The organism is Bradyrhizobium sp. LB8.2 (genome assembly GCF_040548035.1).
Classification (GTDB): domain Bacteria; phylum Pseudomonadota; class Alphaproteobacteria; order Rhizobiales; family Xanthobacteraceae; genus Bradyrhizobium.
The window spans coordinates 13412-29578 of the sequence record NZ_JBEPQV010000037.1 but is presented as its reverse complement, the minus strand read 5'-3'; the positions used below and the strand labels follow the sequence as shown (position 1 = coordinate 29578).

General features: G+C 62.3%; 15 protein-coding genes. 6 read left to right on the top strand and 9 right to left on the bottom strand.

Annotated features, from left to right (window positions below):
* Positions 1-30: 30 nt before the first annotated feature.
* Both gnd and ABIB06_RS33000 read right to left on the bottom strand, forming a co-directional pair.
* A complete protein-coding gene (gene gnd, locus ABIB06_RS33005; protein ID WP_354051961.1) occupies positions 31-1011 on the bottom strand; it encodes a phosphogluconate dehydrogenase (NAD(+)-dependent, decarboxylating) in 981 nt (326 codons plus the stop codon).
* Positions 1012-1024: 13 nt separating this feature from the next.
* Positions 1025-3874, bottom strand: a complete 2850-nt coding sequence (locus ABIB06_RS33000; protein ID WP_354051963.1) for a bifunctional transaldolase/phosoglucose isomerase — start codon at positions 3872-3874, stop codon at positions 1025-1027.
* A gap of 305 nt (positions 3875-4179) precedes the next feature.
* Between ABIB06_RS33000 and ABIB06_RS32995 the strand changes: the two genes are divergently transcribed.
* From ABIB06_RS32995 to ABIB06_RS32980, 4 genes are all read left to right on the top strand, one after another.
* Complete coding sequence (locus ABIB06_RS32995; RefSeq protein WP_354051964.1) at positions 4180-4842, top strand: STM3941 family protein; 663 nt, start codon at positions 4180-4182, stop codon at positions 4840-4842.
* A 297-nt stretch (positions 4843-5139) separates the two neighbouring features.
* On the top strand, positions 5140-7083 hold the full coding sequence (locus tag ABIB06_RS32990) for a PrkA family serine protein kinase (RefSeq protein WP_247350872.1): 1944 nt from the start codon (positions 5140-5142) through the stop codon (positions 7081-7083).
* Between the two features lie 19 nt (positions 7084-7102).
* Positions 7103-8380 (top strand): YeaH/YhbH family protein, encoded by a 1278-nt coding sequence (locus ABIB06_RS32985; protein ID WP_247350891.1) that lies wholly within the window; start codon positions 7103-7105, stop codon positions 8378-8380.
* Complete coding sequence (locus tag ABIB06_RS32980) at positions 8377-9912, top strand: SpoVR family protein (protein WP_354051966.1); 1536 nt, start codon at positions 8377-8379, stop codon at positions 9910-9912. Before ABIB06_RS32985 ends, ABIB06_RS32980 begins: the two co-directional genes overlap by 4 nt.
* Positions 9913-9921: 9 nt before the next feature.
* Here the strand turns inward: ABIB06_RS32980 and ABIB06_RS32975 are convergent, their stop codons facing one another.
* The 6 genes from ABIB06_RS32975 to ABIB06_RS32950 form a co-directional block, all read right to left on the bottom strand.
* Positions 9922-10368, bottom strand: a complete 447-nt coding sequence (locus ABIB06_RS32975; RefSeq protein WP_354051968.1) for a DUF1801 domain-containing protein — start codon at positions 10366-10368, stop codon at positions 9922-9924.
* Positions 10365-10589: a hypothetical protein gene (locus ABIB06_RS32970; RefSeq protein ID WP_354051969.1), complete on the bottom strand. Its 225-nt coding sequence runs from the start codon at positions 10587-10589 to the stop codon at positions 10365-10367. The genes ABIB06_RS32975 and ABIB06_RS32970 overlap by 4 nt, the downstream gene beginning before the upstream one ends.
* A 42-nt stretch (positions 10590-10631) precedes the next feature.
* Entirely contained in the window at positions 10632-11063 is a 432-nt protein-coding gene (locus tag ABIB06_RS32965; RefSeq protein ID WP_354051971.1) for an SRPBCC family protein, read from the bottom strand.
* On the bottom strand, positions 11060-11383 hold the full coding sequence (locus ABIB06_RS32960) for an ArsR/SmtB family transcription factor (RefSeq protein ID WP_354052003.1): 324 nt from the start codon (positions 11381-11383) through the stop codon (positions 11060-11062). Before ABIB06_RS32960 ends, ABIB06_RS32965 begins: the two co-directional genes overlap by 4 nt.
* 262 nt (positions 11384-11645) lie before the next feature.
* The gene (locus ABIB06_RS32955) at positions 11646-12095 is read right to left on the bottom strand and encodes a DsrE family protein (RefSeq protein ID WP_247339280.1); all 450 of its coding nucleotides are present in this window, start codon (positions 12093-12095) and stop codon (positions 11646-11648) included.
* 31 nt (positions 12096-12126) lie between these two features.
* Positions 12127-12747 carry a hypothetical protein gene (locus ABIB06_RS32950; protein ID WP_354051973.1) on the bottom strand — a complete coding sequence of 207 codons (621 nt, stop codon included), beginning with the start codon at positions 12745-12747 and terminating at the stop codon, positions 12127-12129.
* Between the two features lie 304 nt (positions 12748-13051).
* Between ABIB06_RS32950 and ABIB06_RS32945 the strand changes: the two genes are divergently transcribed.
* Both ABIB06_RS32945 and ABIB06_RS32940 read left to right on the top strand, forming a co-directional pair.
* The gene (locus ABIB06_RS32945) at positions 13052-14575 is read left to right on the top strand and encodes an SUMF1/EgtB/PvdO family nonheme iron enzyme (RefSeq protein ID WP_354051975.1); all 1524 of its coding nucleotides are present in this window, start codon (positions 13052-13054) and stop codon (positions 14573-14575) included.
* Between the two features lie 17 nt (positions 14576-14592).
* The gene (locus ABIB06_RS32940) at positions 14593-15039 is read left to right on the top strand and encodes a DUF4399 domain-containing protein (protein ID WP_354051977.1); all 447 of its coding nucleotides are present in this window, start codon (positions 14593-14595) and stop codon (positions 15037-15039) included.
* On the opposite strand, the gene ABIB06_RS32935 is transcribed toward ABIB06_RS32940, so the two are convergent.
* Positions 15040-16095 carry a 2-oxoacid:ferredoxin oxidoreductase subunit beta gene (locus ABIB06_RS32935; protein ID WP_247339269.1) on the bottom strand — a complete coding sequence of 352 codons (1056 nt, stop codon included), beginning with the start codon at positions 16093-16095 and terminating at the stop codon, positions 15040-15042.
* Positions 16096-16167: the final 72 nt, after the last annotated feature.

Genomic DNA, 16167 nt, shown 5'->3' with positions numbered 1-16167 from the left:
GCTTTGTGGACTTCCTCTTACTCGGACTTCTTATTTGGACTTCGGCTCCTTGTGGCCGCCAAAACCCGCGCGCATCGCGGAGAGAATTTTCTCGGCGAAAGTGTGTTGTTGCCGCGAACGGAAACGTGTGTAGAGCGCTGCCGTCAAAACTTCGGCCGGCACGGCCTCGTCGATCGCCGCGTTCACGGTCCAGCGTCCTTCGCCGGAATCTTCAACGAAGCCGGAATATTCCGTCAGCGCCGGGCTGTCGGCGAGTGCCGTCGAGGTGAGGTCGAGCAGCCAGGACGGAATCACGGAGCCGCGTCGCCACACTTCGGCGATATCGGCGAGATCGAAATCGTAACGATGATCCGCCGGCAACGCCTCGATGCTGGCGTTCTTGAGGATGTCAAAACCTTCGGCATAGGCCTGCATCAGTCCGTATTCGATGCCGTTGTGGATCATCTTGACGAAATGCCCGGCGCCGACAGGGCCGGCATGGATGTAGCCTTGCTCGATTCGGGAATCGCGTCCCTCGCGTCCCTCCGTGCGCGGAATGTCGCCGGCGCCGGGTGCGAGCGCGGCGAAGATCGGATCGAGCCGGTCGACCACCTGTTTCTCGCCGCCGATCATCATGCAATAGCCGCGGTCGAGGCCCCAGACGCCGCCGGAGGTGCCGACGTCGACATAGTGGATGCCGCGCGTCTTCAGCGCCTTGCCGCGGCGGACGTCGTCCTGCCAGAAGGTGTTGCCGCCGTCGATGATGACGTCGCCTTCCTGCATCACGCCCGTGATCGTGTCGATCGTGGTCTCGGTGATGTGACCGGCCGGCAGCATCACCCAGGCCGTACGCGGCCGCGCGAGTTTCGAGATGAACTCCTCCAGCGTCGCGGAGCCAACCGCGCCGTCTGCGGCGAGGCCGGCGACGGCCTTGGCGTCCTTGTCGTAAACCACGGTCGAATGGCCGTGGCGCATCAGCCGGCGAACGATGTTGCCGCCCATCCGGCCGAGACCGATCATGCCGAGTTGCATCTGAGAGATTCCTTTAATTCAGCGCGTCGTTAAGCGCCGCGTTGAGCGCAGCGAGGCCTCTCTTGAGCCCGCCCTTCAGGTGGACCCGCAGCGCGCGCCGGCCGCGCTCGGTGAGCACGTCGAAGTCGCCGCGCGCCTGTGCTGCCTTGATGACGCCGAAGCTTGCCTTCTGGCCCGGCACGGGCAAGTCCTTGGCGTCGTCGGCAGTGATCTGGAGGAATACGCCGCTATCGGGCCCGCCCTTGTAGGCTTGCCCGGTCGAGTGCAGGAAACGCGGTCCAAACTCGGCGCAGGTTGCGACGTGCCGCTTCTCGCGCACTTCGAGCCGCATGGTTTGCAGTGCCTCGATCGTCGCCTTGTCGCGCGCGATGTAGCCGAGCAGGGCGACATAATCGCCATCGTTGGAGCGCGACAGATGCGCCTTCAGCCATGAGGTCAGGTCGCCGTTGGCGCCGGCAGCGCGCAACGCCGTGGCGTTTGTCTCGTCGGTGTAGAGATCGGCTTCATCCGTGCTGACCACCGGCTGCTCCGCCGGCAGCGCCCCGGTTTTCTCGAACGACGCGGTGAGCTCGCGGGTCTTGATCTTGGCCGCTTCGACGTCCGGCTGGTCGAACGGATTGATGCCGAGGATGCTGCCCGCCACCGCCGTTGCCATCTCGAAGCGAAAGAACTCCTGGCCGAGATGGTCGATCGACTTCATTGTGATGCGCACCACGGGATGGCCGGCAGCTTCGACCGCGGCAAGCTTCGAGTCGTGGGCGGCGTCCGCCTCGCCCTCGATACGGATGTCGATGAAGAGCCGGTCATTGCCATAGACCGCGGGTTCGCCCAGCGGCTCGGCGTCGATCGGGATCAGGCCCTTGCCGTCCTTGCCCGTCGATTCCGCGATGAGCTGTTCGGCCCAGGCGCCGAAATCGGCGATCTTCTTCGACGACAGGATCGTCACCTTGTCGCGGCCTTCGAGCGCCGCGAGGCCCATGGCAAGGCCGAGCTGCACGCCCGGGTTTTCGCTTGGCGGCACGTCCGGTCCGCAGGAGCGGACCATCGCAAGCGCGTGCTTGACGAAGGTCTTGATATCGACGCCCGCGGTTGCCGCCGGCACCAGGCCGAACGGCGAGAGCACCGAATAACGTCCGCCGATGGAGGGCTCGCCGTGGAAGATGCGGGCATAGTTCAGCTTCTTCGCCGCCGTCTCCAGAGACGAGCCGGGATCGGTCACCGCGACGAAGCGGAAGCCGGTCTTGGCCTTCGGGCCGAGGGCCTGCGCGACGCGCTCATGGAAATAATCCTTCATCGCGTTAGGCTCGGTGGTGCCGCCGGATTTGCTGGAGACGATGAACACGGTGTTGGCGATGTCGATCCTGGCCTCCATCGCCCGCACCTGCGCCGGATCGGTGGAATCCAGCACGTGCAGCTTCGGGAAGCCGGACTTCCGCGCGAACGTCTCGGCCAGCACCTCGGGACCAAGGCTCGAACCGCCCATGCCGAGCACGACGGCGTCGGAGAACTTCTGGCCCTTCACGCGGTTTGCGTAGTCTTCATAATCGGCGACGTCGGCTTTGGCGGCGCTGTCGAGCCAGCCGAGCCATTTGTCCTCGTCGCTTCCGGTCCAAACCGATTTGTCGCGCTGCCACAGCCTGCGGATCTTGGCAGAGGCCCGCCATTCCTCGGTGCTCTTGGCCACGGCCTTGCCGAGACCGTCGCCGAGCGAGAGAAGCTGGCGGTCGATCGCGGGCCCGAGCACGGTGGCGCGCTTGTGGGCGACCGCGCCATAGAGCTTGTCGGCGGCATCGGCAAACTGCTTGACGCCGTCCTTGACGAGCTCTTCGGTGACGGCATCGAGCGAGACGCCGGAGCGCTCCAGCTCTTCCAGCACGCGGCGGGCGTCGTCGACATTCTCTTCAAGGCTGTCGCGCGGCGTGCCGTGGTCGCGGAACGCATCCAGCGTCGCCGGCGGCACGGTGTTGATGGTGTTGGGACCGATCAATTCCTCGACATAGAGGACGTCGCTGTAGTCCTTGTTCTTGGTGCCGGTCGAGGCCCACAACATGCGCTGCGGCTTGGCGCCCTTGGCGGCGAGCTTGTCCCAGCGGGGACCCGAGAACAGCCGCTTGTAGTCCTGATAGGCGACCTTGGCGTTGGCGATCGCGACCTTGCCCTTCAGCGCGGCGAGCCGTTCCTTTTCGCTCGGGTCGTTGGCGCGAGCGATTTTTTCATCGAGCTGCTTGTCGACCACCAAATCGATGCGGCTGACGAAGAAGCTCGCCACGCTCGCCACGTGCGAGGGGTCGCCGCCACCTGCGACGTATTTCTCCAGGCCGGCGAGATAGGCCTCGGCGACTTGCAGATAGAAGTCCCTGGAGAACAGCAGCGTGATGTTGATGCTGATGCCGTCGCCGATGAGCGTTTCGATCGCGGGCAGGCCCTCCGGTGTCGCCGGCACCTTCACCATCAGGTTCTTGCGGTTGACGTCCTTCCAGAGCCGCCGCGCCTCGGCGACCGTGCTGCCTGTGTCCATCGCCAGATAGGGCGAGACCTCCAGGCTGACATATCCGTCGTCTCCCCTGAGGCGGTCATACACCGGGCGCAGCACATCGGCGGCGTTCTGGATGTCCTCGACCGCGACAGCCTCGAACAGGTCGGCGACCGATCGATCGCCGCGCTTCAACGCCCTGCCGATCTGCGCGTCGTACTCGTCCGAGCTGCCGATCGCCTTCTCGAAGATCGATGGATTGGAGGTGACGCCCTTGACGCCGTCGGTGTCGATCAGCCGCTTCAGGTCGCCCTTGGCGATGAAGCCACGGGCCAGGAAGTCCAGCCAGACGGCTTGTCCGTGCTTTTCCAGTTCTTTGACGGGATTCATGCTGCTTATTTATCTCCAAGCCTGCGGGCGAGGGGTTTCCGCGCCGGTCCTGACGCGCTATCCTCTAGCTTACATGCTTCCTTGAGGGAACCATTCAAGGGTATGGACGTCATACCCTCCAGTGTAACTCCGTCGCCATCATGGCGATCCTGGTGAAGGAGCCGAGTTACGTAAAAAGTCGTTGGCCGCGGGAATCGGCCGGGGGCTCGTTGCGTAGCGTCAGCTGCCTAACCTCGTCGCTAGTGGCTGCGCGGAGTACGATCGGCGGATTCCGGTCCGCCTGATGCATTGTGGCTCGGTCGCGAATGGCCATGCTGGGGGAAAGCATGCACGCAGATCATGATGGCCTGGCGCTCGCTGTCGCTGACAGCCCGCAATCGGTCACGCGGGCCGGATGCGTCGACGCCTCCAACGATCTCGAAATCAGTCTATGCAAGACCCAACTGCGGCTGCTGGTCGCGGCGGGTTTCGCCGTGACACTGCTCAGCGCAGGTCTGGCCCTCGCTTGGTGGGGCGGTATGAGCGACTACGATACCACAATGGGCTATGCGGGCGTCGCGGTGTTCGGTCCGATCACGTGCTGGCTGATCTGGATGCTCCCAGCCGAACGGGGGCCGGTGGTAATCGTTACCCCCTACGGCATCCGAGATCTCCGCATCGGCAATGAATTTCTGCTGTGGGACTCGATCGCGGAGATTTCGGCTGAAGAACGCCGCGGGCGCAAGATGATCGTGCTGACGCCGACGCCGGCCTTGCAGCGGCAGCTCTGCACCATCCCCAACTTGGCCCGTTGTGCGCAGGACAATCGGCAGAACGGTCGGATTGTCATCCGGTCGGAGGGTTTGGCGACCGATTTTGATACACTGCTGCGCGCTTGCCGCGACTGTCACGCCGCCAGCAGTCCGGCCACTGCATTGCAGCAGGAAGATGAACGCGGCACCCAAGGCTTCGCCGTACAAGCGTCATAAGATCGCCGCTCGCGGATCGCTATGGTGCCGGGCAGGATAGGCTCATCCCCGGTAACGCCCGGATGTTGCGACCGAGTGACATTTTCTGGAAATAGGCCAATATAGATAGAGATTCGCACAAATTACGGGCAGGTGCCTGTTCGTAACCCAACGAGTGCCTACGTTGTGCGTTGCGTCGAGTCGACACCAGGGTGTCCAATGATCGTCATGTGCTCACGCTGATTCGATCCGGCCTGAGGAACGGTCCGGTAACTGCTTTCGTTTCAGCTCGTAGCGGAACTCACGCGGAGAGGGATCATGTACAACGATTCTCTATTCAACGCTTTCGCTAAGTCGTTCGAGGCGAGAAGCCAGCACGACATGTCGATGGCGGAATATCTGGAATCGTGTCGAAGCGATCCCATGAAATACGCGAACGCGGCCGAACGATTACTCGCGGCGATCGGCGAGCCCCAGACGATTGACACGGCCAAGGACCCACGCCTTGGCCGTATTTTTTTGAACCGCACGATCCGCACCTATCCGGCCTTCGCCGGTTTTTATGGCATGGAAGAAACCATCGAGCGCATCGTCGGTTTCTTCCGTCACGCAGCGCAGGGCCTCGAAGAGCGCAAGCAGATACTCTATCTGCTCGGTCCGGTCGGCGGCGGCAAATCCTCGCTTGCCGAGCGGCTGAAGTCGCTGATGGAAGTGCATCCGATCTACGTGCTCAAGGCCGGCGACGAGTTGAGCCCGGTGTTCGAAAGCCCGCTCAGCCTGTTCGATCCGGATCAGCTCGGCCCGATGCTGGAAGAGAAATACGGCATTCCGCGCCGCCGCCTCACCGGCCTGATGAGCCCGTGGTGCTACAAGCGGCTCGAAGCCTTCGGCGGTGACATTTCCCAGTTTCGGGTCGCCAAGATCCAACCGTCGCGGCTGCGCCAGATCGCGGTCGCCAAGACCGAGCCCGGTGACGAGAACAACCAGGACATCTCCTCGCTGGTCGGCAAGGTCGATATCCGCAAGCTCGAGACTTACGCGCAGAACGATCCCGATGCCTACAGCTATTCGGGCGGCCTCAACCGCGCCAACCAGGGCATCCTCGAATTCGTCGAAATGTTCAAGGCGCCGATCAAGATGCTGCACCCGCTGCTGACGGCAACGCAGGAAGGCAACTATATCGGCACGGAGAATATCGGCGCGATTCCGTTCACCGGCGTCATCCTCGCCCACTCCAACGAAGCCGAGTGGTCGAGCTTCAAGGCCAACAAGAACAACGAGGCCTTCATCGACCGCATCTGCGTGATCAAGGTGCCTTATTGCCTGCGGATCACCGAAGAGCAGAAGATCTACGAGAAGCTGATCCAGGGCTCCGAGCTCGCGGCCGCACCGTGCGCCCCTTCGACGCTAGAGACGATGGCCCGGTTCTCGGTGATGTCGCGTCTGCGCAAGCACGAAAATTCCACGGTGTTCGCCAAGATGCGGGTTTACGACGGCGAGAGCCTGAAGGAATCCGATCCGAAGGCGCGCAGCGTCCAGGAATATCGCGACGCCGCCGGCGTCGACGAGGGCATGGACGGTGTCTCCACGCGCTTCGCTTTCAAGATCCTGGCTGCCACCTTCAACCATGATCCGCAGGAAGTCGCCGCCGACGCCGTGCATCTGATGTACGCGCTGGAGCAGTCGATCAAACGCGAGCAGCTGCCCGAGGAAGTCGAGAAGCGCTATCTCGAATTCATCAAGGCGGATCTCGCACCGCGCTATGCCGAGTTCATCGGCAACGAGATCCAGAAGGCCTATCTCGAATCCTACTCGGACTATGGCCAGAACCTGTTCGACCGTTACGTCGACTACGCCGATGCCTGGATCGAGGACCAGGATTTCAAGGATGCCGACACCGGCCAGCTGCTTGATCGCGAACTGTTGAACCAGGAATTGACCAAAATCGAGAAGCCGGCGGGCATCGCCAATCCGAAGGATTTCCGCAACGAGGTGGTCAAATTCTCGTTACGGTCGCGCGCCCAGAACGGTGGCAAGAATCCGACCTGGATCTCCTATGAGAAGATTCGCGATGTGATCGAAAAGCGGATATTCTCTCAGGTCGAGGACCTGCTTCCGGTCATCTCTTTCGGATCGAAGAAGGACGGCGAGACGGAAAAGAAGCACGGCGAGTTCGTCGCACGCATGGTGGAGCGCGGCTACACCGAGCGTCAGGTTCGCCGGCTCGTCGAATGGTACATGCGCGTGAAGCAGGCCGGTTGAGGCGGATGGAAAAGTGCCCATTCACATTATTGACAGGCGTCTGAATCCAGGCGGCAAGAGTCTTGAGAACCGGCAGCGGTTCTTGCGTCGGGCCAAATCCCTGGTGCAGGGCGCCGTCAAGAAGACCTCGCAGGAACGCGACATCAAGGATGTCCTGGAGGGTGGTGAGGTCACGATCCCGCTCGACGGCATGCACGAGCCGCGTTTCCGCCGCGACGGCGGAACGCGCGACATGGTATTGCCCGGGAACAAGAAGTTCATCGAGGGCGACTATCTCCAGCGCTCCGGCCAGGGCAGCGCCAAGGATTCCGGGCCGGGCGAAGGCGACAGCGAGGACGCCTTCCGCTTCGTGCTGAGCCGCGACGAGTTCGTCGATCTCTTCCTCGACGATCTCGAACTGCCGGACCTTGCCAAGCGCAAGATCGCGCACACCGAGAGCGAGGGCATCCAGCGCGCCGGCTATACCACGTCCGGCTCGCCGGCCAATATTTCGGTCAGCCGAACGGTGCGGCTCGCGCTGGCACGCCGCATCGCGCTCAAACGTCCCCGCAAGGACGAGATCGAGGAGCTGGAAGCCGCAATCGCCGCATGCACGGATGAGGACGAGCGTGTGGTGCTTCTCGCCCAGCTGGAAAAGCTGAAAGCGAAGATCAAGCGCATTCCCTTCATCGATCCGCTCGACATCCGCTACCGCCGCTTCGAGACGGTGCCCAAGCCCGTTGCGCAGGCCGTGATGTTCTGCCTGATGGACGTGTCGGGCTCGATGTCCGAGCACATGAAGGATCTCGCAAAGCGCTTCTACATGCTGCTCTACGTGTTCCTGAAGCGCCGCTACAAGCATGTCGAGATCGTCTTCATTCGCCACACCGACCGCGCCGAGGAAGTGGACGAGCAGACCTTCTTCTACGGTCCGGCCTCCGGCGGCACGCTGGTTTCCAGCGCGCTCCAGGCGATGCACGAGATCGTGCGCGAGCGCTTCAATCCGTCGGACTGGAATATCTACGCCGCACAAGCCTCCGACGGCGACAATTCCTATTCCGACGGCGAGCTCACGGGCATGCTGTTGACCGACAAGATCCTGCCGATCTGCCAATTCTTCGCCTATCTCGAGGTCGGGGAATCAGGCGGCAGCGCCTTCGATCTCTCCGACTCCTCGCTCTGGACCCTCTACGAGCGCCTGCGCAACAGCGGCGAACCGCTCTCGATGCGCAAGGTCAGCGAGCGCAGCGAGATTTTTCCGGTGTTCCACGATTTGTTCCAGCGCCGCGAAACTGCCCAGGAGAAGACCGCTCCATGACGGAACGCTTGTTCGAAGGCGCCGATTGGGATTTTCACATCTTGCAGCGCATCACCGATGCCTGCGAAGAGGTGGCGACCAAGGATCTCGGGCTCGACGTCTATCCGAACCAGATCGAGGTGATCACCGCCGAGCAGATGCTGGATGCCTATTCGTCGGTCGGCATGCCCCTGTTCTACAAGCATTGGTCGTTCGGCAAGCAGTTCGCGTATCACGAGGCGTCCTATCGCAAGGGACTGATGGGGCTTGCCTATGAAATCGTGATCAACTCCTCGCCCTGCATCTCCTATCTGATGGAGGAGAACACGGCGACGATGCAGACGCTGGTGATTGCCCACGCCGCCTTCGGCCACAACCACTTCTTCAAGAACAATTATCTGTTCAAGCAGTGGACCGACGCCGACGGTATTCTGGACTACCTCGACTTCGCCAAGAAGTATGTGATGAGCTGCGAGGAGCGCTACGGTCGCGTCGAGGTCGAGCGCACTTTGGATGCCGCGCATGCGCTGATGTCGCACGGCATCGACCGCTATCCCGGCAAGAAGAAGCTGGATTTGCGCGAGGAAGAGAAGCGTGCCGGCCGTCGCCGCCAGCACGAAGAGGAGGTCTTCAACGATCTCTGGCGCACGGTGCCCAAGGGGGCGTCGAAGACCCGGTCAGCCATCTCCCTCGAACGGCGCCGCAAGCTGCTCGGCCTGCCGCAGGAAAACCTGCTGTATTTCCTGGAGAAAAGCGCGCCGCGCCTGGCGCCATGGCAGCGCGAGCTGTTGCGCATCGTCCGCCACATCGCGCAATATTTCTATCCGCAGAGCCAGACCAAGGTGATGAACGAGGGGACGGCGACCTACGTCCACTATCGCATCATGACCAAGCTGCATCAGCAGGGCCGCATCAGCGACGGCAATTTCCTCGAATTCCTGCAGTCACACACCAACGTCGTGTTCCAGCCCGAATTCGACGACCAGCGCTTCTCCGGGTTTAACCCCTACGCGCTCGGCTTCGCAATGATGCAGGACATCGAGCGCATCGTCACAAATCCCGCGGACGAGGATCGTGAGTGGTTCCCCGACATCGCCGGCAAGAACGACGTGATGGGCGTGCTGCGCGACGTCTGGGCGAACTACCGCGATGAAAGCTTCATCGCCCAATTCCTGAGCCCGAAGCTGATGCGGCAACTTCGCATGTTCCATCTGCACGACGATCCCGAGGAGCGCGCCGGCATTCGCGTCGATGCCATCCACGACGAGCGCGGCTTCCGCCGCGTGCGGCGCGAATTGGCGCGGCAGCATGATGTCGGCTACATCGACGCCAATATCGAGGTGGTCGACGTCGATCTCTCCGGCGACCGCCGCCTGATCCTGCATCACCACGTCATCAAGGGCTCGCAGCTCAACGAGACCGATGCCAAGCGGGTGCTCCAGCACCTCGCCGATCTCTGGACCTACGACGTCGCGCTGATCGAGGTCGACGCCAACGACAAGGTCTTGCGCGAATATGTCGTGAGCCCGCGCCCGATTCCGGTGGCGGCCTGACGCCGCCGTCTACGCCGAGCGCTTCTTGGCCGGCTTCTTCTTGACCTTGCTCGTGTTCAGGGCCGCCGCTGCGCGGATGAGGGCCTTCAACGCCTTCTCATTGATTTTCTCGCCTTCGCGAATATCGATCGCGCGCCGCACATTGCCCTCGAGGCTGGAATTGAACAGCCCGGTCGGGTCATCCAGCGCCGCGCCCTTGGCAAACGTCATCTTCACGACGGCCTTGTAGGTCTCCCCCGTGCAGATGATGCCGTCGTGCTCCCACACGGGCACGCCGCGCCATTTCCACTCCTCGACAATGTCAGGATCGGCCTCCTTGATCAGGCCGCGGATGCGCTTGAGCATCTCGCCGCGCCAGTCGCCGAGCTCCTTGATCCTGCCGTCGATCAGCTTGGAAGGCGAAGGCCCGTTTGCTTCCTTCGCGCTGCCTGTCGCCGCGGTCACGGCCTTTTTCATGATCGCGCCTCGCGTCGCGCGTCGTCGCGCTTGCCGAGATAGGGCAGCGCGAACAAATATAACCCGGTGATCAGCATCGGAATCAGCGGGACGAGCGCCATGAAGCCGATCCAGGCGGCCTCGACCTGCTGGATCATGGCGACGATGTTCGCGATGACGGCGAGCGTGAAAGCGATCGACAGCCAGCGATGGATTTGCCGAATCCACATGTTCGAGCTCATTGGGATCTCCTTTGGAAATGATCTGAAGAGAGGCCGGCTGGGCTAGTCAGGCCGCGCCAGCACCTCGTCCAGCTTGGCGAAAAACTGCTTCCAGCCGGCATGCGCGCCGCCAAAAGCCTGCTTCTGCGTCGGGCTGAAGCCGGCTTGCTCGACGCGCAGTTGCGTGCCAGCGCCCGTCGGTGTCAGCGTGAAGGTCACGACGCTCTTGAGATCGAAGGCCGCGTCGTCATGCGTGAAATTCCAGGTGTAGGCGAGCGTGCGCTGTGGCTCGATGGTGAGAACCTCGCAGTCGAGCACGCCACCCCACTCGCCGCGAAGATTGAAGCGATGGCCGACGGTCGGCTTGAAGTCGTTCTTCATCAGCCATTCCTCGATCAGGTGCGGCTGCGTCAGCGCGCGCCAGATCCGCTCCGCCGGAAAGGCAAACTCGCGCTCGATGACGACAGAACGCATCTCGGTAGCGGCTTCGGTCATTGGTCCATCCTCTTCAGGAGATCGTCGAGCACGTCGAGCCGGTTTTGCCAGAACCCCGCCATCTGGCCGGTCCAGTCGATCAGCGGATTGAGTGCACCGGGCTGCGCGCTGTAATGCGTTTGCCGCCCTTGATGCCGGTCGCGCACCAGCCCGGCCTGCTTCAGCGCGCCAAGATGTTTTGAGACCGCCGGCTGGGAAACGCCCGATACCGCCGTCAGTGCCCCGACTGTCTGTTCCCCTTCGCGGCACAGCCGCTCGAAGATCGCCCGCCGGGTCGGATCGGCAAGCGTCCTGAACAGAAGATCTTGAGCGGCGGACATGAAATCCATAACCTGTAAGTTATGGATTAATTCATAACCATAGGGTTATGATATGTCAAGCGCGATGAGGGGGCGGTCGGATTTCAGTACTTGCCGCGGGCACCGGTGCACCTCTCCCGCTTGCGGGAGAGGTCGGCGCGCAGCGCCGGGTGAGGGTTTTCTCCTCTTGGGGGTTCTCTTGGGAAGTCTCGATTGCGAGACATCCTCCCCCGCCTCTCACGCGCAAGCGGGGGAGGGAGCTCACCTTTTCGCAGTGACCTGCTTACGGCCGCAGATAGAGATAACCCTGCGACTGAAGCTCGGCCAGGCGGACCACGCCGCCTTTTTCCGCGCTGACGAAGCCCGGCAAGAGATCCGTAAGCGTGACGTTCTGCGCCTTCATCGTGTTGCCGCACGCGGCGAGCTCGACGCCGTCCTTGGAGAAATCGCTGACGCGCTTGCTGATGTCAGGGTTGGCCTGCGCCCCGTGAAACGCCTTCAGCGCCGGTCCATGGATCACCAGCGCGATCGTGACCTGATCAGGACCGCCGACGCCGTCGATGTGGTTCTGGATGTTGCCGAGCACGAAATTGACCTTCTCCGCGTCGCTGAGGTGATAGACCACCTTCAGCTTGCTGCCCGTGCTCGCTTCGGTGGCGGCTTGTGCACGCGAGGCGCCGAGCGCCGCGCCCACGGCCGAGACGGCGCTCCACAGGATGTTCCGGCGGTTCATGACGATCTCCCTCGATTGCGCCTGAGATATATCATTTGTGGCGGAGCGCGGCGACTTCCTTGCGATCGGTCACGAGCGAGGCGCACTCTCTGGCGTCAGTGCGGTCGAGGCGGAAGATCCCGTCGTCGGCGCCGGCGACCAGCGATTGCTCGGCGTCGTCATCCGGCTTGTTGTTCTGCCAGACCCTGACCCGCACCAGCCGCACGACGGTCGATTTATCGTCCTTCGACAGCGCAACCCCGATGCTGCCGCCCTCGCAGTCGACGCCGCAGCCGAGGCGGACATCGTTCCCGTCCTTCACAAACACAACATGGCTACAGGAGCCGCCGGAATTGAAATCGCCGCTACGATGGCGATATTTGAAGCCGAGCCGGAAGGAATTGTGCAGCTGCTTGTCCTCGCTGTCGAATTCCGCGGAGACCAGCAGCTTCATCAAGGCGACTTTCTGCTTGGGATGCCGCGCCAGGTGTTCGGCATCGTAGCGGCGGACGAAGCAGGCATAAGCCTTGTTGCCGGGCGTGCCTGCGTACATCCGCGCGTTGAAGGTCTCGGCCTCGGTCTTGCCCGCCTCGCGGATGTCTTCGGCCTCCTCGGCCCGGGCGGCGCCGATGAACGTGGCAAAAATGACGGCAGCAAAAAGGGAAAACTTCATGATGGCCTCGAACGCCGCAGCTGAGCTGTAAGCTGTAGACGCGGCCCGGGTGCGACGCGTTCAACGTCGCGTGTCCCTGACATGATCATCGCTGGGGCGGAGCGAGCTGATAGTTCCATGCAGGGCGTTAGTCGTCGCGGGGATCGTGAAGGTTCAATCGAGGTGACGCTGTCGCCTTTCGGAACTCGATGCCTGCGATTCCTTCGACGTTGCCCCGCTTCATCGATGTGATAGCCTTCACAGACAGACGCGTTTGGAAGTCGTAAGCTGGGACTGCCTTTGTAGTTGGTGGAGTCCCCCCGCGATGGGCGAAATTCGCAACTTCAGATCCGGGAATGACGAGCCGCCTTCACACGGCCCCATGCCTCGTCGTCTCGCCGCGATCATCGTCGGTGATATCGCTTCCTACAGTCGCCTGATGCAGGCCGACGAGGAAGGCACGCACGTCCGCGTCAAACGGATCGAACGGGATCTCATCCAGCCCAGCATCGTCGAGCACCACGGATCACTGGTGAAGACGACGGGCGACGGCTTCATCGCGATTTTCGACAGTCCCGTCGAGGCTGTTCGATGCAGCATCGTCATTCAGCAGAATCTCATCGGCCGCAACGCATCGCTCGCGAAAGATACCCGGATCGAATACCGGATTGGCGTCAATCTGGGTGATGTTATTGTGGAGCCGGACGATGTCTACGGCGATGGCGTCAACATCGCGACACGCATCGAAGGCATTGCGGAGCCTGGTCAGGTCTACATCTCGGGCGCGATCTACGAGCAGATCAAGCACAAGGTGGTGTGCGGCTATGAGTCGCTCGGGGACCGTAAGGTCAAGAACATCACGGATCCCGTGCGCATCTATCGCGTGCTGCCGGACGCAAATGCGGTCGGCACGACGCGAGGCCGGCGCGAGAATACCCTCATCTTTCTCTTGAGCATCACGCTGCTGGTCATTGCCGCCGGCGTGCTCTGGTACCTGCTGACGCAGCCGATCAGGACGAACGAGCAGGCGGCCGCGCCGGCCGTCTCTCCCAGCGTGTCCCCGATCCCGCAGCCTCCGCCGCGCGAAGCGGCGAGCCCGACACCGCAACCGTCGCCCTCGTTGGCCTCATCACCTTCGCCGTCCGCCCCGGCGCCCGACCAATCGGCAACGGCTGTCCGAGAACCCGAATTGATCGCCATTCGCGGCGGCAGCTTCGCGATGGGAAGCAATGAAGATCCGACCGAACGACCTGTCCATCAGGTCACGATCAAACCCTTCTCGATCGGAAAATATCCGGTGACCGTGCAGGAATGGAACGAATGCGCGGCCGCGAAGGTATGCGGCTTCACGGCCATCGGCAAGGATGATGCGCCGGTCACCAATGTGAGCTGGTCAGACGCACAACAATATGCGGCCTATCTCGTGCGGTCGACGAAGAAGCCCTACCGGCTTCCGACCGAAGCCGAATGGGAATATGCCGCGCGCGGCGGAACGCAGACAAAATATTGGTGGGGCGACAAGCTTCAGCAAGGCATGGCCGGTTGCAAGGATTGTGGTGACCTCGCGGCCGAGCAGCCCGCGAAGGTCGGTAGCTTCAAGCCGAATCCGTTCGGACTGCATGACATGGGCGGCGGCGTCGATCAATGGGTCGAGGACTGCTGGCACAAAACCTATCAGGGGGCACCCGGTGACGGCTCGGCATGGAGCAGCGGGGACTGCAGCGCTCATGTCCTGCGCTCTGGCTCCTGGAAGAACGATTCGAGATATGTGCGGCCGTCCAACCGCGATGGCTACGATACCAATGTCCGTTATCCGACGCACGGATTCCGCGTCGCGCTCAGTCCTTAAGTGCTGGAGTAGGTTTGATGCAAATCCTTCGCTGCATCGCGCTATCGACGGCGCTTGCATTGCTTCCGGGTGTCGCTTGTTCGCAAGGCAAGACCGCCCCCAAGGACGCAAAACTCTATTTCATCACCCCGCATGACGGACAGAAGGTGCGCGGCGGATTTCTGGTTCGGTTCGGCTTGCGGAACATGGGCGTGACGCATGCCGGCGACGACTACCAGAACGCCGGCCATCATCATTTGCTGATCGACGTCAACGACCCCGTCGATCCCAAGGAGCCGATCTTGCAGGACAAGTCGCATCTGCATTTCGGGGCAGGGCAGACCGAAACTCTTCTCGACCTCCCGCCCGGAACGCACACGCTTCAACTCGTGCTCGGCGATGCCAAGCACTATCCGTTCGAGCCGCCCGTCGTGTCGGACAAGATCACGGTGCGCGTCAGGCCGTTGCCTCAGCGCGGCAAATGATCACCGGAGGCTGGCGTTGAACTTGTCCAGCATCGCCGAGCCCGGGCACAGCGTGTCCGCTTCCAGCGTGTTGAGCGGCGTCTCCACCGTGTTGAGATGCTCGTGCAGATCTTCCGCGTCGGGATCGACGTAGAGCAGGCCGGTGACGATCTGGCCCTTGGCGGCGTGCTTCTGGAGGAAGGTCTGGGCACCGAGCCGGTCATGCGGATCGTAGTCGGCGTCGATCTTGCGCAATGCGATCTTGCTGCCATCATGCTGTTCGACCATCTGCACCGTGCCTGGTGCGTAATCCACCGCGATGGGGTCGCGGCCGACCAGCACATCGAGCCGGTTCACCGCGTCATTGTGCTCGCGGACATAGTCGAAGCTCTTGGTCGAGCCGGCGTGGTTGTTGAAGGCGATGCAGGGGCTGATGACGTCGATGAACGACGCGCCCTTGTGGCCGATCGCCGCCGCGATCAGCGGCACGAGCTGGGACTTGTCGCCGGAGAACGAGCGCGCGACGAAGGTGGCGCCCAGTTGTAGCGCGATCGCGACGAGGTCGATGGCGTTGTCGGTGTTGGTGGCGCCCTTCTTGGATTTCGAGCCGCGGTCGGCGGTCGCGGAGAATTGGCCCTTGGTCAGGCCATAGACGCCGTTGTTCTCGACGATATAGGTCATGTTGACGCCACGCCGGATCGAATGCGCGAACTGGCCGAAGCCGATCGAGGCAGAGTCGCCGTCGCCGGAGACGCCGAGATAGATCAAATCGCGGTTGGCGAGGTTGGCGCCGGTCAGGACCGACGGCATGCGGCCATGCACGGTGTTGAAGCCGTGTGAATTGCCGAGGAAGTAGTCCGGCGTCTTCGAGGAGCAGCCGATACCCGAGATTTTTGCCACCCGGTGCGGCTCGATCGAAAGCTCGTAGCAGGCCTCGATGATCGACGCCGTGATCGAGTCATGGCCGCAGCCGGCGCACAGGGTCGAGATCTTGCCTTCGTAGTCGCGATGGGTGTAGCCGAGCTCGTTCTTCTTGAGGCCCGGATGATGGAATTTCGGCTTTGCAATGTAGGTCATGAGAGCACCTGGAAGGCCCGACGCGTCATGGCCGGGCTTGTCCCGGCCATCCACGTCTTGGCCGGAAAGAAG